Annotated in this window: 18 protein-coding genes; 7 read left to right on the forward strand and 11 right to left on the reverse strand. The window is 67.8% G+C overall.

Annotated elements, in window-relative coordinates; genetic code table 11:
- Positions 1 to 6: 6 nt before the first annotated feature.
- From gsiC to ACWV14_RS15425, 5 genes are all read right to left on the reverse strand, one after another.
- Complete coding sequence (gene gsiC, locus ACWV14_RS15405) at positions 7 to 927, reverse strand: glutathione ABC transporter permease GsiC (protein WP_422086506.1); 921 nt, start codon at positions 925 to 927, stop codon at positions 7 to 9.
- Between the two features lie 80 nt (positions 928 to 1,007).
- Positions 1,008 to 2,561 (reverse strand): glutathione ABC transporter substrate-binding protein GsiB, encoded by a 1,554-nt coding sequence (gene gsiB, locus ACWV14_RS15410; protein ID WP_454909354.1) that lies wholly within the window; start codon positions 2,559 to 2,561, stop codon positions 1,008 to 1,010.
- Between the two features lie 102 nt (positions 2,562 to 2,663).
- Positions 2,664 to 4,541: a dipeptide ABC transporter ATP-binding protein gene (locus tag ACWV14_RS15415; RefSeq protein WP_454909355.1), complete on the reverse strand. Its 1,878-nt coding sequence runs from the start codon at positions 4,539 to 4,541 to the stop codon at positions 2,664 to 2,666.
- Between the two features lie 158 nt (positions 4,542 to 4,699).
- Positions 4,700 to 5,674 (reverse strand): isoaspartyl peptidase/L-asparaginase family protein, encoded by a 975-nt coding sequence (locus tag ACWV14_RS15420; protein ID WP_454909356.1) that lies wholly within the window; start codon positions 5,672 to 5,674, stop codon positions 4,700 to 4,702.
- Positions 5,671 to 6,642 (reverse strand): MurR/RpiR family transcriptional regulator, encoded by a 972-nt coding sequence (locus tag ACWV14_RS15425; RefSeq protein WP_454909357.1) that lies wholly within the window; start codon positions 6,640 to 6,642, stop codon positions 5,671 to 5,673. The genes ACWV14_RS15420 and ACWV14_RS15425 overlap by 4 nt, the downstream gene beginning before the upstream one ends.
- A gap of 208 nt (positions 6,643 to 6,850) precedes the next feature.
- Between ACWV14_RS15425 and ACWV14_RS15430 the strand changes: the two genes are divergently transcribed.
- Positions 6,851 to 8,047 carry an acyltransferase family protein gene (locus ACWV14_RS15430; RefSeq protein WP_454909358.1) on the forward strand — a complete coding sequence of 399 codons (1,197 nt, stop codon included), beginning with the start codon at positions 6,851 to 6,853 and terminating at the stop codon, positions 8,045 to 8,047.
- Positions 8,025 to 8,567 (forward strand): demethoxyubiquinone hydroxylase family protein, encoded by a 543-nt coding sequence (locus ACWV14_RS15435; RefSeq protein WP_454909359.1) that lies wholly within the window; start codon positions 8,025 to 8,027, stop codon positions 8,565 to 8,567. The genes ACWV14_RS15430 and ACWV14_RS15435 overlap by 23 nt, the downstream gene beginning before the upstream one ends.
- A gap of 141 nt (positions 8,568 to 8,708) precedes the next feature.
- Here ACWV14_RS15435 and ACWV14_RS15440 read toward each other — a convergent pair whose 3' ends face one another.
- Entirely contained in the window at positions 8,709 to 9,581 is an 873-nt protein-coding gene (locus ACWV14_RS15440; RefSeq protein WP_454909360.1) for a class I SAM-dependent methyltransferase, read from the reverse strand.
- A 73-nt stretch (positions 9,582 to 9,654) separates the two neighbouring features.
- Here ACWV14_RS15440 and ACWV14_RS15445 point away from each other — a divergent pair, with 73 nt between their 5' ends.
- Positions 9,655 to 10,128 (forward strand): helix-turn-helix domain-containing protein, encoded by a 474-nt coding sequence (locus ACWV14_RS15445; protein WP_454909361.1) that lies wholly within the window; start codon positions 9,655 to 9,657, stop codon positions 10,126 to 10,128.
- On the opposite strand, the gene ACWV14_RS15450 is transcribed toward ACWV14_RS15445, so the two are convergent.
- The 3 genes from ACWV14_RS15450 to ACWV14_RS15460 all read right to left on the reverse strand — a co-directional run bounded on the left by ACWV14_RS15450 (position 10,106) and on the right by ACWV14_RS15460 (position 12,515).
- Positions 10,106 to 10,558: a GNAT family N-acetyltransferase gene (locus ACWV14_RS15450; protein WP_454909362.1), complete on the reverse strand. Its 453-nt coding sequence runs from the start codon at positions 10,556 to 10,558 to the stop codon at positions 10,106 to 10,108. The two genes, ACWV14_RS15445 and ACWV14_RS15450, sit on opposite strands and share 23 nt — an antisense overlap.
- Before the next feature lie 9 nt (positions 10,559 to 10,567).
- Positions 10,568 to 11,491, reverse strand: coding sequence for a methylglyoxal synthase (locus tag ACWV14_RS15455; protein ID WP_454909363.1), 924 nt, complete (start codon positions 11,489 to 11,491; stop codon positions 10,568 to 10,570).
- A 130-nt stretch (positions 11,492 to 11,621) separates the two neighbouring features.
- Entirely contained in the window at positions 11,622 to 12,515 is an 894-nt protein-coding gene (locus ACWV14_RS15460; protein WP_422086515.1) for a LysR substrate-binding domain-containing protein, read from the reverse strand.
- Positions 12,516 to 12,679: 164 nt separating this feature from the next.
- Between ACWV14_RS15460 and ACWV14_RS15465 the strand changes: the two genes are divergently transcribed.
- Positions 12,680 to 13,852, forward strand: a complete 1,173-nt coding sequence (locus ACWV14_RS15465) for an NAD(P)/FAD-dependent oxidoreductase (protein WP_454909364.1) — start codon at positions 12,680 to 12,682, stop codon at positions 13,850 to 13,852.
- A gap of 10 nt (positions 13,853 to 13,862) precedes the next feature.
- On the opposite strand, the gene ACWV14_RS15470 is transcribed toward ACWV14_RS15465, so the two are convergent.
- Positions 13,863 to 15,200, reverse strand: a complete 1,338-nt coding sequence (locus ACWV14_RS15470) for a DUF3443 family protein (protein WP_454909365.1) — start codon at positions 15,198 to 15,200, stop codon at positions 13,863 to 13,865.
- Positions 15,201 to 15,234: 34 nt separating this feature from the next.
- The gene (locus ACWV14_RS15475; RefSeq protein ID WP_454909366.1) at positions 15,235 to 15,786 is read right to left on the reverse strand and encodes a DUF2844 domain-containing protein; all 552 of its coding nucleotides are present in this window, start codon (positions 15,784 to 15,786) and stop codon (positions 15,235 to 15,237) included.
- A gap of 173 nt (positions 15,787 to 15,959) precedes the next feature.
- Here ACWV14_RS15475 and ACWV14_RS15480 point away from each other — a divergent pair, with 173 nt between their 5' ends.
- From ACWV14_RS15480 to ACWV14_RS15490, 3 genes are read left to right on the forward strand one after another with little or no spacing between them, the layout of a single operon-like run.
- Positions 15,960 to 16,997: a class I fructose-bisphosphate aldolase gene (locus ACWV14_RS15480; protein ID WP_454909367.1), complete on the forward strand. Its 1,038-nt coding sequence runs from the start codon at positions 15,960 to 15,962 to the stop codon at positions 16,995 to 16,997.
- Positions 16,998 to 17,051: 54 nt separating this feature from the next.
- The gene (locus ACWV14_RS15485; RefSeq protein ID WP_454909368.1) at positions 17,052 to 18,350 is read left to right on the forward strand and encodes an acetyl-CoA hydrolase/transferase family protein; all 1,299 of its coding nucleotides are present in this window, start codon (positions 17,052 to 17,054) and stop codon (positions 18,348 to 18,350) included.
- A gap of 34 nt (positions 18,351 to 18,384) precedes the next feature.
- On the forward strand, positions 18,385 to 19,605 hold the full coding sequence (locus ACWV14_RS15490) for a helix-turn-helix domain-containing protein (RefSeq protein ID WP_454909369.1): 1,221 nt from the start codon (positions 18,385 to 18,387) through the stop codon (positions 19,603 to 19,605).
- The last annotated feature ends 19 nt before the right edge of the window (positions 19,606 to 19,624 follow it).

Raw genomic sequence — 19,624 nt, forward strand, 5'->3', positions numbered from 1 at the left:
GCTTGCTCACTTGTATCGGATGGTGGGGTTGATGTAGCCGTACAGCACGTCCACCACCAGGTTGATCAGGATGAATTCGAGCGAGAACAGCAGCACCAGCGTCTGGATCACGGGGTAGTCGCGCATCTGCACGGCGTCGACCAGCAGGCGGCCGAGGCCGGGCCAGTTGAACACCGCCTCCACCAGGATGGAGCCGCCCAGCAGGAAGCCGAACTGCAGGCCCATCATGGTGACCACCGGGATCAGCGCATTGCGCAGCGTGTGCTTGAACACCACGCTGGTTTCGCGCACGCCCTTGGCGCGCGCGGTGCGCACGAAGTCTTCCTGGATCACCTCGACGAAGGAGGCCCGCGTGAAGCGCGCCATCACGGCGGCCACCGCCGCGCCCAGCGTGATCGAGGGCAGGATGTAGTGTTTCCAGCTGCTGGCGCCCACCGTGGGCAGCCAGCCGAGCTGGACCGAGAAAATCTGCATCAGCAGCATGCCGAGTGCAAATGCGGGAAAGGAGATGCCCGACACGGCGAGCGTCATGCCCAGCCGGTCCGGCCATTTGTTGCGGTACACCGCCGAGACGATGCCGATGCCCATGCCGAAGATCACCGCCCACACCATGCTGGTGATGGTCAGCATCACCGTCGGGAAGAAGCGCTCGCCGATTTCCACCGACACCGGCCGCCGCGTGCGGATCGAGGTGCCGAAGTCGCCTTGCAGCATGTGGGTGAAGAAGTTCACGAACTGCTGCGGCAGCGGCTTGTCGAGGCCCAGCTCCGCGCGGACCATGGCCACGGTCTGCTCGTCGGCTTCCTGGCCGGCGGCAAGGCGCGCCGGATCGCCGGGCAGCATGTGGACGAACAGGAACACCAGCACCGCCACGATGAGCAGTGTCGGGATCAGGCCCAACAGTCGTTTGAGAAAGTAGTTCAGCATGGGGTGCGGTTGCCGCGAGCGGGCGATGGCGGCATGCCATCGCCCGTCGGGCATTCAGTCAGGAAACGAAGAGCCGGCGATCAGTTCGACACCGCGATGGCGTCGATGTTGATGTTGCCGTCGGGCATCACGAACACGCCCGAGAGGCGCTTGGCGTGCGCCGACAGGTTCTGTTCCGTGATCATCGGCACGCGGGGCAGGTCCTTGCGGATTTCTTCCTGCGCGGTCTTGTAGAGCGCGGTGCGTTCCTTTTCGTCGACAGTCACCAGCGCCTTGGCCAGCGCGTTGTCGACCACCTCGCTCTTGTAGAACGACATGTTGTTCAGCTTCGGCGCCCAGGCTTCCGAGGCGAACAGCGGGCGCAGGCCCCAGTCGGCTTCACCGGTCGACGACGACCAGCCGGTGTAGTACATGCGGACCTTGGCCGTCTTCGGATCCGGCCATGCGTCCACCTGCTCGGTGCGCTGGCCCACTTCGAGCGCCTGCACCTGCAGCTTGATGCCGATCTGGGCGAGCTGCTGCTGCACGAACTGGATCGTCTTCTGGCTGGTCGTGTTGTTGTAGGCGCTCCACAGCACCGACTCGAAGCCGTCGGGGTAGCCGGCTTCCTTCATCAGTTCCTTGGCCTTCTTCAGGTCATAGGGGATGGGGGCCATCTTCTCGGCGTACTTCACGCCCTGCGGCAGCACGCCCTGCGCGGGGAAGGCATAGCCGCCGAACGCGACCTTGGCCAGCGCTTCCTTGTTGATGGCGTAGCCGATGGCTTCGCGCACCTTGGGATTGTCATAGGGCTTCACGAGCATGTTGAATGCCAGGAAGCGCGTGATGATCGACGGCGTGGCCACCACTTCGAGCTTCTCGCTCTTCTTCAGCAGGTCGGCCTGCTCATAGGGAATGGGGTACGCGAAGTCGGCTTCGCCGGTCTGCAGCATCGCTGCGCGCGTGTTGTTCTCGAGCACCGGCTTCCATTGCACCGTGTCGACCTTCGGGTAGCCCTTCTTCCAGTAGCCGTCGAACTTCTTGGCCTTGACGGCTTCGGTCTGCTTCCACTCGACGAACTCGAAGGGGCCGGTGCCCACGGGGTGGAAGGCGATGTCCTTGTTGCCCCACTTCTTCAGCGCGGTGGGCGAGATCATGGCGGCCGATGCGTGGGCCAGCGAGTTGATGAAGGGGCCGAAGGGCTCCTTCAGCGTGATGCGCACGGTGCTCGGGTTCACCGCTTCGACCTTGCTCACGCGGTTGAACTGGTTGTAGCGCAGCAGCTTGTTGTCCTGGTTCAGCACGCGGTCGAGCACGAACTTCACGGCTTCGGCGTTGAAGTCGGTGCCGTCGTGGAACTTCACGCCGGTGCGCAGCTTGATGGTGTAGACCAGGCCGTCCTTCGACACGTCGTAGCTCTCGGCGAGCACGTTCTGCACCTTCAGGTCCTTGTCGAACTGGAACAGGCCTTCATAGAAGGTCTTGGTCACTGCCGTGGTGATGGTGGTGTTGGTGTTGTACGGGTCCAGCGTTTCCGGCTGGTAGCCGATCGACAGAACCACGTCTTTCGCGGCCAGTGCGGTGCCCGAGGCGGCCAGCGCGGCCAGGCCCAGCAGCGCGGATGCCCAGCGCAGGGAGGAAGAAGATTGCTTCATGGAAGAACTCCAGTCGGTTCGAGGAAAAAAGCAGGAGGGGGCCTGCGGGTTGAAAAAATTCTGTGATCCGGAATCAGAAGGCGCCGCCGATGGCATCGAACTTCAAAATGCCCCGCCGATGGCGTGGCGTGCCACGAAGTGGCCGGGCGCGACCTGCACCAGCGGCGGCACTTCGGGCTCGTCGCCCACCGCGCGGATCGGGCTGGGAATCTCGCCTTCGAGCAGCGCGCGCGGCTTGTGGCGGCGCGACGGGTCGGCCACCGGCACCGCCGCCATCAGCTTGCGGGTGTAGGCGTGCTGCGGTGCTTCGAACACCGCGCGGCGCGGGCCGATCTCGACGATCTGGCCCAGGTACATCACGGCCACGCGGTGGCTGATGCGCTCCACCACCGCCATGTCGTGCGAGATGAACAGGAAGGCCACGCCCAGCTCGCGCTGCAGGTCGAGCATCAGGTTCACGATCTGCGCCTGGATCGACACGTCCAGCGCGGACACCGATTCGTCGGCTACCACCACCTTGGGGTTCAGCGCCAGGGCACGTGCAATGGCAATGCGTTGGCGCTGGCCGCCCGAGAACTCGTGCGGATAGCGCTGCGCCACCTCGGGCGGCAGGCCGACCTTCTGCAGCAGCCAGTCGACGCGCTGCTGCGCCTCGGCGCCCTTGGCGATGCCGTGGATCAGCAGCGGCTCCATGATCGAGAAGCCCACCGTCACGCGCGGGTCGAGCGAGGCGAAGGGGTCCTGGAAGATGAACTGGATGTTGCGGCGCAGCGCCTGCAGCTCCCGCGTGGGCAGCTCGCGGATGTTCTGGCCGCCGAATTCGATGGCGCCGCTCTGGCTCTCGACCAGGCGCAGCAGCGAGCGGCCGGTGGTCGACTTGCCGCAGCCCGATTCGCCGACCAGTGCCAGCGTTTCGCCGGGGTACAGGTCGAAGCTGATCTTCTCCACCGCGTGCACGCGGCGCTTCACGCGGCCGAAGAGGCCGCTGCGCACGTCGAAGCGCGTCACGAGGTCGCGCACGCGAAGAATCGGGCCGGCGTCGGCGCGCACGGTGTCCTGCGGCGTGGCGGGTTCGGGCGGGGCCGCATCGGCCGGGCTTTCGGTGCGCAGCAGTTCGAACTTGGCCGGCAGGTCGGTGCCCTGCATGGCGCCCAGCTTGGGCACGGCGGACAGCAGCGCGCGGGTGTAGGGGTGCTGCGGCGCCGCGAACACGGTGTCGGAGCTGCCGGCTTCGACCTTGTCGCCGCGGTACATCACCAGCACGCGGTCGGCAATCTCGGCCACCACGCCCATGTCGTGCGTGATGAAGAGCACGCCCATGCGCATCTCTTTCTGCAGCTCGCGAATGAGCTGGAGGATCTGCGCCTGGATGGTCACGTCGAGGGCCGTGGTGGGCTCGTCGGCAATCAGCAGCTGCGGCTTGCACGACAGCGCCATCGCGATCATCACGCGCTGGCGCATGCCGCCCGACAGCTGGTGCGGGAAGCGGTCGAGCACGTTGCGCGCTTCCGGAATGCGCACCAGCTCCAGCATGCGCAGCGCTTCGGCGCGCGCGGCCGAGTCGCTCTTGCCCTGGTGGATGCGGATGGCCTCGGCGATCTGGTCGCCGGCGGTGAACACCGGGTTCAGCGACGTCATCGGCTCCTGGAAGATCATCGCGATGTCGGCACCGCGGATGCCGCGCATCGCGCTGTCGCGTGCCTGCGCCAGGTCGAGCACTTCGCCGTTGCGGCGGCGGAACATCATGCTTCCGTTGAGGATGCGCCCGCCGCCGTGCTCCACCAGCCGCATCAGCGCGAGCGAGGTGACCGACTTGCCCGAACCCGATTCGCCCACCACCGCGAGCGTTTCGCCGTGGTCGACGTGGAAGGACAGTTTCTTGACGGCATCGACCGTGCGCTCGGAAGTCGAGAAGCGCACGGTGAGGTCGTCGACGGCGAGGACGCGGCCGTCCGGCAGGGCGAGGGCAGGGGTGGACATGGGAGGCGAGTGAAGATTGCGTTGGCGTTCGGCTTATTGACCGTGGGTCGCTTTTTTTCGCGGGACACCGTGGAACCGGCTTTGCCGGGCCACAGGTGTCGCCCCCTGCAAGGGGGTTGGCGCAGCGACACGAAGTGCGCGAAGACTGGGGGTTTGCTTCATGCTGCGAAGATGGCCGTCTGCGGCGCTTCGTTGCCGCGCGCGTGGCCGCGGTACATGCCTTCGGTGTTGAAGGCCAGGCTCAGGTTGCCGTGGCGGTCGACCGCAATCAGGCCGCCCGTACCGCCGATGGCGGGCAGCGACTGCTGCACCACAGCGTGCGTGGCGGCCTCGAGCGTGGCGCCGGCGTAGGCCATGCGCGCGCACACGTCGTAGGCGGCGGCGACGCGGATGAACATCTCGCCGCTGCCGGTGCAGGACACGGCCGCGGTGCGGTCGTCGGCATAGGTGCCGGCGCCGATGAGCGGCGAATCGCCCACGCGGCCGACGCGCTTGTTGGTCATGCCGCCGGTAGAGGTTGCGGCGGCGAGGTGGCCGTGCATGTCGAGCGCCACGGCGCCGACGGTGCCGAACTTCCTGTCTTCGTCCAGCGGGGCGGCGGGCGCGGCCGTCATGGACGCGCCTTCATGGTCGGTCACCACCCGGCCGGTGCCACGCACGCGATAAAGCTGCTCGCGGCGCGCTTCGGTAGAGAAGAACGAGGGGTCGACCATCTCCAGCCCGTGTTCGCGAGCGAAAGCCTCGGCGCCCGCGCCTGCCAGCAGCACATGGGCGCCGTCTTCGAGCACGGCGCGCGCGGCACGCACCGGGCGGCGGACGTGGCACACGCCTGCGATCGCGCCGGCGGCGAGCGTGGCGCCGTCCATCACGGCGGCGTCGAGTTCATGGGTTTCGTCGTGCGTGAACACGGCGCCGTGGCCGGCGTTGAACAGCGGGCAGTCTTCGAGCAACTCGACCGCCAGGCAGGCGGCATCGAGCGCGGAGGCGCCCTTGAGCAGCGCCGATTGCGCGGCGGCCACGATGTGATTCAGAGCGTCGTGGTAGGCCTGCGCCTGTTCGGCGCTGGTCGTTGCGGCGCTGATGGTGCCGGCGCCGCCGTGGATGGCGATCACGGGCACATGGGTCTGGGTCATCGGGGAGCTTTCTTCTTTTTGGGGCCGGCGCCGTTCGGGGCGGCGGCATCGGGTGCGGTGGTGGGGTTCGCGCCGTTCATGCGCAGGAGTCCGTTGGCGCCGTGCAGCCACGGGCGCACGGCCTGCAGGATGCGGCCCGCGGACTGCACCGGATCGGGCGCGCGCAGGGCCACGGCGCTGGTCAGTGCCTCGACCAGCGCGAGCACGCTGGTCTCGCAGTTCGGGCGGTAGCTGGTTTCGGTCTGGCAGTACAGCACCACGTCGGCCAGCGGCGCGAGCGGCGAACTGGGGCGGTCGGTCAGCGCGAGCAGGGCGCAGCCCTGGCTGCGTGCAATCTGCGCCAGCGCCACGGTGTCGGTCAGGTAGCGCGGGAAGGTGATGCCGATGAACAGGTCCTGCGGCCCGGCATGCATCAGCGTGCGCGCGGAATGCGTCACGCCGCTCACGCCGGAGAGCAGGCGCACGTCGCTGCAGCTGCCGTCCAGCCCGTGCTGCAGCAGGCCGGCGAGCCAGGCGCTAGCGCCGAAGCCGGCGATGTAGATCGAGCGCGCCTTGCCGATGCGCTCGACCGCGGCTTCGCAGGCGGCGTAGTCCAGCGTCTGGCGCGTGGCTTCGATGTTGCGGCGGCTCTCGTCGAGCGCGGTGGCGAAAACCTCGGCCACCGTGGTCGGGCGCTCCAGGTTGCCGCGCATGCGCTCCACCGGCGCCACCAGCGGCTCGAAGCCGCGCACCAGCTCCGCACGGAAGGTGGCGTAGCCGTCGAAGTCCAGCGCGCGCGCGAAACGGTTGGCCGTGGCGACCGACACGCCGACCGCGGCGGCCAGTTCGTCGATGGGCAGCGTCGCGACCTGCAGCGGGTGCTCGAGCACGTAGTCGGCCACTTGGCGATGCGAGCGCGTCAGCCGTGGCAGCGCTTGAGCGATGCGCTGTGCCACGGTGGTGCCTTGGGTGTCGACGGTGCTGTTCATGAAAGGTGCGGAGCGCCCGAAAGTGTGCTTTTTTTGAAAACCAGTTTACAAATATAAGTCAAACAAGAAAATTTTCTGTCATTTCTGATCGTGGATGCAAATACCGGGCCAGCGACGAAGGGGTTTGGTCAAGGTGATTTCGAGGCTTCTTTCCCTCGGATGGCGCGCGTTTAAGCTCGTCGGAGTGCTGCTCCTAGGTGTTTTCCCGATGTCGTTGCTTTCCAGTCCGCCCATCCAACCGCGAAATTTCAGGATCGACGTCCTGCGCGGCATCGCCATCTCGCTGGTGCTGCTGCTGCACTTCCACCTGTCGTACTCGCTGGTGGACAGTCCGCTGGCCGCCGTGCTGCCGGCCGTTTTCATCAAGTCCCTGGCGGTCAACGGCAACTACGGCGTCACCATGTTCTTCGTGGTGTCGGGCTACCTCATCACCTCGACCACGCTGAAGCGCTACGGCAGCCTGGGCGACGTGGACGTGCGCGGCTTCTACGCCTTTCGCTTCGCGCGCATCGTGCCGTGCCTGGTGGTGGCGCTGGCGGTCATCGTCGGGCTCGGCCTGCTCGGGCAGCCGGCGTTCATGAACATCGCCAAGCCGGGGTGGCCGCAGGTCGGCTATCCGGTGGCGGTGCTGTCGGTGCTGACCTTCTGGCACAACCTGCTGATGCAGCACGCGTGGTACTTCAACTACGCGATGAACATCTACTGGTCGCTCTCGGTGGAGGAGGTGTTCTACCTCGCGTTCCCGCTGCTGTGCTTCGGGCTGAAGCGCCAGTGGTCCATCGTGGCCGTGTGGCTGGTGGCGATCGTCGCGGGGCCGGTCTACCGCAGCTTCCACGCGGACGACGAGATCTACTTCATGTACGGCTATCTCGCATGCTTCGACGCGGTGGCCTTCGGCTGCTGCGCGGCGCTGATCGCACAGCGGTTCAGCCTGGGCGGATGGGCCGGCCGCCAGTTCCAGCTTGCAGCGGCCTGCCTCGTGGCCGTGACTTACCTGCGCGGAATCCATGGCAACGAAGTCTTCGGCTTCACCGCCATCGCCGCCGCAACCGCAGTGCTTCTGGTCGGCGCGCACAACGAGAAGGTGCCGGCCTGGGCGCTGCGCAACAGGGCGCTCGCGGGCCTGCGGTGGCTGGGGCGGCACAGCTACGAGCTGTACCTGTTCCACATCGTCGTGCTGGGGCTGATGCGCGGCGTCGTGGCGCGCGGGGAGATGCCTTCTGAGTGGAAGCTTCCGGCGATGGTGTTCTTCGTTGCGGCGTCGGTGGCGGTTGCGTGGGCCATTGCGCGCTTTTATTCGGAGCCGATGAATGCGTGGCTGCGCAGACTCTTGTCGGGCCGGCACTCCAATCGTCAGAATCTGGAGATACGGGGGAGTACTGATGAACGAGGAAAAGAAGTCTGACGGCATCACGGTGCTGGGCAGCCGCATCCTGAAGGTCGACCACGCCGGCGAGCAGGGCGCGGTGAACATCTACCGGGCGCAGATTGCCGTGGCGCGCTGGACCGCGCCGTCGCTGGTGGCGGAACTGCGGGAGTTCAAGTCCCATGAGGAAGGGCATAGAGCGCTGTTCTGGGCGGAGTTGCAGCGCCGCGGCGTGCGCCGCTGCCGCAGCTACTGGCTATGCGGCATCGGCGGCTGGATGTTGGGGTTGCTGACCGGCCTGCTGGGACGGCATGCGATCTCGGCCACCACCGTCGCGGTCGAGCGCGTGGTGCTCGCACACCTGAAGACGCAACTGCACGATCTGGCAGGCAAGGACGACGCGGCGGTGCACGTCATCTCGCAGATCGTGGAAGAGGAGCAGTTGCATCACGACCAATCGGCATCGCATGTGCGGGCCGACCATGCGTGGTCAAAGGTGCTGAGCCCGGTGGTGGCGGCATCGACGGAGTCGGTGATCTGGCTGGGGATGCGACTCTGAGCTTCCGCTACGGGAGCGCAGACTAGCGCATGGTCCAGCGAGGGCATGCCGAACAGCCGCTTGCACGCGATGGCTCAGAGATCCATCACCACCGTCGCGCCTGCGTCGAGCAACACGACGCGCAGCGCGAGTTCCATCGCGTCATTCCGTATTCCCGCCCCGCAACGGCGCATGCGCCGCGACCATCCAGCAGGCCGCGGTGAAGCGGACTTCATCGCCATGCACATACGGCTCGAAAGCCGAGCGGACGGCCGTGATGACGCGGGTGCGCGTCTGCTCGTCCTCCTCCTGCAACTGCTTGCCGACCGGGCCGAGCTGGCTCAGGTAGTGCAGCAGGCCTTTCTCGGGCAGCGAGCACGCCACGTCGAACGGGCTTATGTCGATGCCTTGCCAGCCGCTTTCTCGCAGGATGCGTTCGATGCGCTCCCGGTCCGCAAAGGCGAATTGCCCCGGCGCACCCGGCTTGCGGGGCGGCAGGTTCGGCAGCAGCGGTGCCGCCGCGCGCTCAGCGGTCGTCATGAACGGGTTTTCCGCTGCGCTTCGCCATGCGATGAAGCGGAGCCCTGCGCCATCCGTCGCGGCATGCCGCAGGTTGATGAAAGCCCGCACCGGATCGTCGAAGAACATCACGCCGAAGCGCGAGATCAGCAGGTCGAAGCTGGCGGCTTCGAAGGCATGCGTCTGCGCATTGGCGCAGATGAAGCGGGCTCCTGAGCCTTCCTTCTCGGCCCGGCTTCGCGCCGCCTCGATCATCGGCGCCGAGATGTCGATGCCGACGCACGGGCTTTCCTGTGCGCCCTTCAGCCGCGCGACGGCGAGGGTGGTGGCACCGGTGCCGCAGCCGATGTCGAGCACCCGGCCCGCGGGCCGATGCGACGCCGCTTCGACGAGCAGGTCCGCGAGCGGCTCGAACATGCGGTCGAGCGTGGCCTGTGTCTCGACCCAGGCGCGCCCGGCGTGGCCGTTCCATAGCCTGGCCTGCTCGTCGCCGTCGTGCTGCGTGATGACTTCCATGATGGTTTCCTTGCTTGCCTTCGAGAGGCGGAAACTGCATTATTGAAATTCAAGTCGACTTGAGGTCAAGAGCATGAAGGAAATGGACATCACCGAAGTGGCGCAACGCTCCGGCGTGCCGGCCTCCACATTGCGCTACTACGACGAAAAGGGGCTGATCGTCCCCATCGGCCGGCGCGGCCTGCGCCGCCTGTTCGACGCGGGCGTGCTCGAGCGGCTGGCGCTCATTGCGCTGGGGCGCACGGCGGGCTTCTCGCTGGACGAGATCGCGCGCATGTTCGGCGCGGACGGGCATCCGCAGATCGACAGGCTGATGCTCACGGCCAAGGCCGACGAACTCGACAGGACGATCCGCAACCTCAGCGTGATGCGCGACGGCCTGCGGCATGCCGCCGTGTGCTCCGCGCCGAGCCACATGGAATGCCCGAAGTTCCGGCGCATCCTGCGGGCGGCGGGCTCGGGTGCGATCGGCGGGAAGAGCAGAGAGAAGAAGAGCGCGCCTAAGCCGCCCAAGGCCGAAAAAGCTAGGCCCGCGCCTTCTGCATGAAGACGCTGAACGGATCCGGGCCGTAGCTGCCGAACGGGCCTCGTGGCTGATAACCCGAGCGTGCATAGAGCGCGATGGCTTCGGGCTGGCTCGGTCCGGTTTCCAGCATGAAGGTCGTGCAGCCCTTCGCCGCTGCTTCGCTCTCAAGAAAATTCAGCACCCTGGCCGCAATGCCTTGCCCCCGGTTTTCGGGCCGCACGAACATGCGCTTTAGTTCGCCGAATTCCGGGCCGACGACGATGGCGCCGCAGCCGACTGCCTTGCCTTCGCCGTCGCGCGCGACGGCGAACAGCACGTTGGGCTCGGAGAGCGCCGCGATGTCGATGCCGTGATGGCTCTCCGGCGGGTAGAGCGGCTTCTGGTAGGCGTCGAGGTCGTCGATGAGCTGGATGACGTCGGGTTGAGCGGGGCTTTCGAGGGAAATCTGCATCGGTCGATGTTACTGAGCCGGCAACGCCACGCGCATCGCCTGCGCCCATCGCTCGGCCATTGCCGGCGAGTTGAAGCAGGTGGTTTCCTCGGTCGCGCTGCAGACGGCGCGTTCGAGCAGTTGGATGTCCGCTTCATGCTGCCGGGCCACATGCGGATCCTCGAAGAAGATGACCTTGTGGCAGCGGCGGTCCAGCACCAGTTCGGCGATCTGCGCATCACCGCCCAGGGGACCGCTCTGGTAGCGGCTGACCCACGGCACATCCGCCGGCCAACCGCGCGACCACGCCAGTTCGTTCAGCAGGCCACCTGTCGTACCGGTCGCCACGCGGTTGCGGAAGCTGGAAAGAAGATCGAAATGAAGCGCGGCAAACGCCACCATCCGCTGCTTCAGTGCATCGTGCGCAATGAGCGCGACGGTCTGCTCCCCGCAGGGCGCGAATGCGTTGCCGGTGGCGTGGCCGGCCAGTGCCAGCTCGATCGCGATCCACTCCCTTGCGCCGGCCGCCGTTGCAAGAAAAGGCTTGCCGTGAATCACGCATTGGCGCTTCAGCGCCTGGGCCTCGGGGTAGAGGGAAGAAGGATCGACCGGATCGATGAAATAGATCACACCGTCGATTTCATCGGCCGGCACCAGGCCGCCGGAGATCCTCGACACGAGCCGCATCAGGCCCCCGTCGGCGCCGTGCGGCAAGCGCACGAGCGGTGCATGGCCTGCGAGCAGGCCGTCGCGCACCAGGGCGTCGTGCGTGCCGCCCACGGCAAGAAGGCTAAGGTTCAGGGTGCGGATGCCTGCCTCGCAGGCCTCGGCCCAGCGACCCAGCACGCCGACGCCTTCCTGCCGGTGCAGGCGGTTGGCCACGAGGCCGAAGCGCCTGGGGGCGGCGAGAGGCACCTGTGCCGGGGGCTGCTGAAGAAGTTGCGATGCGTCCATGTGTCTGTTCACCTTTGACCGAGCTGCATGCCGTATTCGACCACGCCAGAGTGGCACTTTGGAATGCCTTCATCTGGCATCTGCTCGGCCTGCAGCAGCAGGGCTTTCTCGAACGCAACCCGAACGCCGTCTAGGCCGGCGTCAACCCGAGCACCCACCGCTTGAAGTGCTCCAGCGCCCCGGAGGCCGGCCGGCCTTCGGGGTAGGCGAAGTAGTAGCCCTGGCGTACGTCCAGGTGCCGGTCGACCGGGATCACGAGTTCGCCGGTCTTCAGTTCATGCTCGACCAGGATGCGCGGCGCAAGGCCGACGCCCATGCCGGCGGCCGTGGCCGCCACCACCATGGTGAACAGCTCGTAGCGCGGCCCGCGCGACGCATGCACCGTGTATTCCCAGCCTTGCTGCGCATACCAGTCGCGCCAGGCGTGGGCGCGCGTGCTCAGGTGCACATGGCGGCAGCGCTCGAAGCCGGCCTCGTCCCACGGCCCGTTGGCATCGCGGAAGGCAGGGCTGCAGATGGGCACCATCTCGCCTTCGGCAAAGATCAGCCCGCCGCGCGTGTTCGGCCAGAACTGGTCGCCGAAATAGATGGCCGCGTCGTAGGCGTTCTCCTGGAAGGAAAAAGGCTGCGAGCGTGCCGACAGGTTGACGGTGATGTTCGGATGCAGCTCGCTGAACTCCGGCAGGCGCGGAATGAGCCACTGCGTGGCGAAGGTGGGCACCACGGCCAGTTCCAGCACGAAGCCCATCTCGTGGCCGGCGCTGATTTCCAGCGTGTCGCGGCGGATCTGGTCGAGGTGGCGGCGGATGCGCGCGGCGTATTCGCGGCCCACGTCGGTCAGCGTGAGCCGCCGCCGCACGCGCGAGAACAGCGGTACGCCCAGCCGCTGCTCGAGCATGGCCACCTGCCGCCCGACGGCGCTTTGCGTCAGCGCGAGTTCGGCGGCCGCGCGGGTGAAGCTCCCCAGCCGCGCCGAGGCCTCGAAGGCTTGCAGCGCGCCGAGGTTGGGAATGTCTTTTCTCATCGATTGCCAGCAGTTGTCTCAGTCTCTTTCGGCGAAGCACCCATCGTGCCCGGGGAGGCGGTGTCCGCTACGCTATTTTGCGTGCCGCCACGCAGGCGCCGCGCGGCATTTGTGGATACGCTGGCGGTGGCGCCATGGATGGCGGCTGGCAAGAAAGGCATTTCATGCGTCGTGTGGTGATCATCGGCGGCGGGGCGATCGGCTCGGCCATCGCGTACTTCCTGACCCTCGAGCCGAAGGAGGAGCCCTTCGAGGTCACGGTGGTCGAGCGCGATTTCTCGTACCGGCAGGCGTCGTCGGCGCTGTCGGCCAGCTCCATTCGCCAGCAGTTTTCCACCGCGATCAACATCGAGATGTCGCTCTATGGCATCGACTTCATGCGCTCGCTCGGCCAGACCCTGCGGGTGGGCGACGAGGTGCCCGACATCGGCCTCGTCGAGCCCGGCTACCTGTACCTGGCCTCGCCGGCTGGCGTGGACGTGCTGCGCGAGAACCATGCGATGCAGAAGGCGCACGCGGTCGACGTGGCGCTGCTGACGCCCGGCGAGCTGAAGACGCGTTTTCCGTGGCTATCGACAGAGGGCGTCGCGCTCGCCTCGCTCGGGCTGTCGGGCGAAGGCTGGTATGACGGCTACAGCCTGCTGCAGGCCTTTCGCAGGAAGGCGGTGTCGCAAGGCGTGCGCTATGTGCAGGCGCACGCGACGGGGCTGCGCCGCGACGGCCGGCGGCTGACCGGCGTGCAGCTCGGCAACGGCGAGACGCTGGATGCCGACGTGGTCGTCAACGCCGCGGGCGCCTGGGCCGCAACGGTTGCGGGCTGGGCCGGCATCGAGTTGCCGGTGCGCGGCCGCCGCCGCAGCGTGTTCAGCTTCTCGTGCCCCGACGCGCTGCCGGGCTGCCCGCTGGTCATCGACACATCCGGCATATGGCTGCGGCCCGAAGGCCGGCAGTTCATCTGCGGCTTCGCGCCGCCCGAGGCGCAAGACCTCGACGACCAGCCGCTGGATGTGGAATACGAGGCCTTCGACAGCTTCATCTGGCCAGCGCTGGCCGAGCGCGTGCCGGCCTTCGAGGCCATCCGCATGACCGGTGCATGGGCCGGCTACTACGAGATGAACGTGTTCGACCACAACGCCATCCTCGGCCTGCACCCGGATTGCGACAACCTGTACTTTGCGAACGGCTTCTCCGGCCACGGCCTGCAGCAGTGCCCGGCGGCCGGACGGGGCGTGGCGGAGCTGATCCGCTTCGGCGGCTACCGCAGCCTCGACCTGGACGCGGTGTCTTTCGCGCGCCTCCTCGAGAACAGGCCGCTGCTCGAGAAGAACGTGATCTAGCCGCCTGGATTCAAGGCGACGCCAATGCGGTGAACGGCCCCTGCTGGCCCAGCGCGGACTGCCCCTCGTTGAGCACCGCGACGAGCCTGCCGTAGAAGAACGGAAGGCCGAAGTCGATGGCGCTGCCGATGCGCGCGGCGGCCACGTTGTTGACCGCCACCGCGCCCGGATTGCTCGTGAACAGCGACTGCGCGTTCGCGATGGCAAAACTCTGGCTCAGCGCGGGCCCGGTGGCCGCCGTGAAACTGGCGCTCAGGTCCAGCGAACTCGGCGGGCAATAGAAGCCCTGATAGGTGCTGCCCTTGGCGCACTGGGCGATCGTCGAATCGCTCAGGAAGAAGAAGTTCGATCCGCTGTCCAGGAAGCTGTCGGGGAAGCTGCTGTTCTTGTAGGTGGCCGAGACGCGCAGCGTGCGCGGGTTCGTCTGCAGCACCGTCGCGCCGGTCATGGCGTTGTTGGCCTGCGTGGCAACGCCGAAGTAGAGAGTGCCGACGGTCACCCCTTGTCCCGCCGAGGAAATCGCGGGCAGCCCGAGCACCACGCCGTTGTTGTCCTGCGCGAAGCTGGCGACGATGTTCTGGGCCTGCTGGGCGAGCGGCACCGCCGTGTTCTGGCACTGCGCTCCCGCCTGGCAGGTGTAGTAGGTGGCCGCGACCGCCTTCTGCGCGCATGCGCTGCCGCAGTCTTGCAGGAACGCGGCCACGCCGATGATGCCGTTCGTTCCCAGCTCCGCAGGGGTGTTCTCCGCCTGCAGCGTGCCGTTGTCGGAGCATGCGCTCGGCACGGCGCCCGCCGCGGCGTCGCCCGTGATCTGCAGCGGTTGCGCCGCCGCCGACTTCGGCCCCAGCGTGACGTCGGCCGTGCGCATGGTTCCCCATGTGTAGCCGTCGAGGAATTGCTCGCAGGCGTTCAGCGGCGCGCCGCTCACCGACTCCTGCGGCAGCGCCGCCAGCATCGACGAATTGAGCGCGGAGGCGGCGATGCGTATGCCGGTGGAGCCGGTGTCGACCAGGACGTTGTCGATCGTCTGGCAGGTGCCGGTCCCCGGTGCGCAGATTTTCACGCTGACCTGCGGCAGGTTGACGCCGCTCGTGTCCGTTCCGCGCGACACGGTGAGGGACATGGAGTTCTGCGAGGTGGTCGTGGGTGCGGGTGTCGGCGCCGGGGTGCTGGTGGTGGTCGGCAGCAGCGCGATCGGCAGTGCGCCGCCGCCTCCGCCACCCCCGCCACCGCCGCAGGCGGCGAGTCCCAGCAGGCTTGCGGCGCATGCCGCGATGGCCGCCGCTTTGAGAATCAGGGTCCGGACGCCGGCGGCAGCGCGTGGGCTGCCTGCTTGTCGTGGTTCCATGGGCATGGTGGCTGCTTGCGGGAGGGTGGATGGGTCAGGAGTCTTGCGGGACGGACAGCGTGTCCGGATCGAGCCCGGGCGGCAGCAGCCGTGGCAGCCAGGCGATGCCCGTCGACGAGCGCTGGTGTGCCGAGGCATGCACAGCGAACGTGTCGTCCACCTGCGAGGTGGAACCGTGGGAGCCCCGGCCCTGCTGGCGCAGCTCGCGTGCCTTGCGGGACATCTGCGTGGCGTACTGCGTGCCCAGCAGCACCGAGAGTTCAGGCCGGTGAGAGCCGCGCCACGCCACCGCGAAGACGACGCCGTCCGAGTTCAGGTATTCGCGCTCGACCAGCCCGTCGGGCAGCGTGGTCTCTCGCATGGTCCAGTTGTTCGCCGTGCTGGCCGTGCCCGCGTCGGCGGCCGCGGGGGCCGCGGCCTTGCGCGATGCGTTGGCGACCCGCTGGGACGGCCCCATGGTGGGGGCGCCGCCCAGTTCCGCGAACGCGCAGGGCGTTGCGAACACGGCGACGGCAAGCGCGATACCGGCCAGCAAGGTGGCCGCGTTGGCGCGCCGCGCATGACATTCTTGTGACCTGCTGTTCATCCTGAGTTCCTTTCCGTCCCGACGCGCGAAGGTTAATGCCCGTTCGCGTCGCCTTGGCAAAGACCCGGAGCGCCGCATTGGCTGCGATGCCAAGTCGGCCAGCGATCAGGTTGGCGGTGTTAACGAGTGGCCGGGGAGGGCGTAGGATGGCCGCCAGAGAGGTGTCACCACTCATGACCGCACAGACATTGATCGATACCGCCAGCGCGCTCGTCGCCGGCGACAAGGGCCTGCTCGCGATGGACGAGAGCAACGCCACCTGCAACAAGCGCTTCGCCGCGCTGGGCATTCCGCAGACCGAGGCGGCGCGGCGCGACTGGCGCGAACTGATAGTCACCGCGCCGGGCCTGGGCGAGAGCATCAGCGGCGCGATCCTGTTCGACGAGACGATCCGCCAGCGGACCAGCGCGGGCAAGCCCTTTGCCCAGGCGCTGTCCGACGTGGGCATCGTGCCCGGCATCAAGGTCGACATGGGCGCCAAGCCGCTGGCGGGGCACCCAGGGGAAACCGTCACCGAAGGCCTGGACGGCCTGCGCGAGCGCCTCGCCGAATACGCCGGCATGGGCGCGCGCTTCGCGAAATGGCGCGGCGTGATCGCCATTGCGGAAGGTCCTGGCGCGGGCCTGCCCACGCCAGCCTGCATCGACGTCAACGCTCATGCGCTCGCGCGCTATGCCGCGCTGTGCCAGGAGGCAGGGCTCGTGCCCATCGTCGAGCCCGAGGTGCTGATGGACGGCGGCCACTCCCTCGCGCGCTGCGCCGAGGTGACCGAAGAAGTGCTGCACCGCACCTTCGCCCAGTTGCTCGCGCAGGGCGTGCTGCTCGAGGGCATGCTGCTCAAGCCGAACATGGTGCTGCCCGGCCAGAAGGCCGCCACGCAGGATTCGGTCGACGCGGTGGCCGACGCCACGGTGGCCTGCCTGCTGCGTGCCGTGCCCGCCGCGGTGCCGGGCGTCGCTTTCCTGTCGGGCGGCCAGTCCGCACAGCTGGCTTCGGCGCGGCTGAATGCGATGAACACCCGGCACAAGTCGCGCCTGCCGTGGGCGCTGACCTTTTCGTTCTCGCGCGCGGTGCAGCAGCCGGCGCTCGATGCATGGAAGGGCGATGCGGCCAACGTCGCGGAGGCACAGCAGGCGCTGGTGTTCCGCGCCCGCTGCAACCAGGCGGCGCGCCGCGGCGGCTACGACACGAAGCGCGACGCACCCCGTTGACCGGCAACGGACCCGACGGCAAACACAACGAACAGAGACAACACACAAAGCTTCATGACGATCCAGGACCTCTACCGGCGCAAGCTCGTTTCCGCCTCCGACGCCGTACGCCAGCAGGTGCGCGACGGCAACATGATCATCGTGCCGACCGGCGTCGGCGAGCCGCCCACGCTGCTCACGGCCCTGTCGGAGCAGCGCCGCGATTTCCGCGACGTGAAGGTGGCGCAGATCCTGGCGATGCGCAAGTACGCCTACATCGACCCGGAGACCGTCGAGCATGTGCGCCATGTCGCGCTGTTCTTCGGCGGTGCCACGCGCGCGGGGGGGCAGGCGGGTTGGATCGACTTCATCCCCAACTATTTTTCGGAGATCCCGGCGCTGATCGAGCGCGGGCAGGTTCCGGCCGAGGTGGTGTTCACCATGGCCTCGCCGATGGACGCGCACGGCTACTTCTCGCTGAGCCTGGGCGCCGACTACACCATGGCCGCTGTCGCCAAGGCGCGCGCGGTGGTGCTGGAGGTGAACCCGAACGTGCCCTTTGCCTATGGCGCATGCCATGTGCATGTGTCGCAGGTCGCGGCGCTGGTGGAGAACGATGCGCCGGTGATGGAAGTCGGGCTGCCCAAGATCGGCCCCGTGCAGGAGTCCATCGGCAGATACGTGGCGGAGCTGATCGACGACGGCTCGACGCTGCAGATCGGCTATGGCGGCATTCCCGACGCGGTGGTGATGCAGCTCACCGGCAAGAACGACCTGGGCATCCACACCGAGATGATCGGCGACGGCATCCTCACGCTGGTGGAAAGCGGCGCGGTGACGAACCGGCGCAAGAACTACCTGCCGGGCAAGTCGATCGCGACCTTCGCGCTGGGGTCGAACAGGCTCTACCGCTATATGGACCGCAACCCGTCGCTGGAGATGCACCCGGTGAACTTCACCAACGACCCCGCATTGGCGGGGCTCAACGACAATCTTGTGGCCATCAACGCGACGATGCAGATCGACCTGCTGGGGCAGTGCGGCTCCGAGAGCCTGGGGTATGCGCCTTACTCGGGCACCGGCGGGCAATCGGACTTCGTGCGGGCGGCCAATCGCTCGCGCGGCGGCAAGGCCTTCATCGTGCTGCCGTCGACTGCCAAGGGCGACGCCATTTCGCGCATCGTGCCGTCGCTGTCGCCGGGCACGCACGTGAGCACCAGCAAGAACGACATCAACTATGTCGTCACCGAGTACGGCGTGGCGCAGTTGCGCGGCAAGTCCGCCAAGCAGCGCGCGCGGGAGTTGATCGCCATTGCGCATCCTGACTTCCGCGCGGAGTTGACCGAGCAGGCCAAGCGGGCGAATCTGCTGTGAGGCCCGGGCGCGACATGCGCGCGGCGGGCTGTGCATGGATTCGCTGATTGCCGCCTCCGCGCGCGCCCTTGCCGCCGGCGATGCGCTCGGCGCCCTGAAGCGGGTGGCCCTGCGCGACGACCCGCCGGCGCTGGCGCTGCGCGGCATCGCGATGGCCCAGCTCGGCGAGCATCCGCGCGCCCGCGAGTTGCTGCGCCGCGCCGCACGCGATTTCGGCGCGCATGAAGAAACGGCGCGTGCACGCTGCGTGGTTGCCGAAGCCGAAGTGGCGATGGCCATGCGCGATCTCGGCGACTCGCCGCGCGCCTTGGCTGCGGCCGCAGCCACCCTCGAGGCGCGCGAAGACCACGCCAATGCCCTGCAGGCGCGGCTGATCGCGGTGCGGCGGCTGTTGCTGCTCGGCCGTCTGGACGAGGCCGCCGAAGCGCTGGCAAGGCTCGACGCACGCGGCCGTCCGCCTGCGCTGGCGGCAGTGGCTGAACTCACTTCGGCCGAACTGGCATTGCGCTCGTTGCGCATGGGCAACGCACAAGCGGCGCTGGCCCGCGCGCAGGAGGCCGCCGTGCAGGCGCATGTGCCGGCGTTGCTGGCCGAAGTGGCGGAGATGCGCTCGGCGCTCGAACGCCCGGCCGCGCGACGCCTGTCGGCCGAGGGCGAGCAGACGCTGCGGCTGGGCGAGGTGGCCACGCTGCTGGCGTCGGACGCTCTGGTCGTCGACGCCTGCCGGCGCGGGCTGGGTGCGGGCGACAGCTGGCAGCCGCTGGCGCGACGGCCGGTGCTGTTCTCGCTGGCGCGTGCGCTCGCCGAGGCCTGGCCGGGCGATGTCGACCGCGAGGCGCTGATCGAGTGCGCATTCCGCACCCGCCGCCCCGACGAGACGCACCGCGCCCGCCTGCGGGTCGAGATCGGCCGGCTGCGCGCGCTCGTCAAATCGCTGGCCGGCATAGAGGCGACGGCGCGCGGCTTCATCCTCAAGCCGCATGATGGCCGCACGGTGGCCGTGCTGGCACCGCCCATCGACGGCGAGCAGGCATCGCTGGTGGCGCTGCTGTCCGATGGTGCGGCGTGGTCGACATCGGCGCTGGCTTTGGCCCTGGGCGCGAGCCAGCGCACCGTGCAGCGCGCGCTGGCCGAGCTGGAAGAAGAGGGCCGGGTCCGCTCCATCGGCCAGGCCAGGGCGCGCCGCTGGCTGTCGCCGCCGCTGGCCGGATTCACGACGATCTTGTTACTCCCTTCCGCGCTGCCTATTGAATAAAGTTGTCTCCAGGGCGCCA

The sequence above is a fragment of the Variovorax durovernensis genome (genome assembly GCF_977011995.1).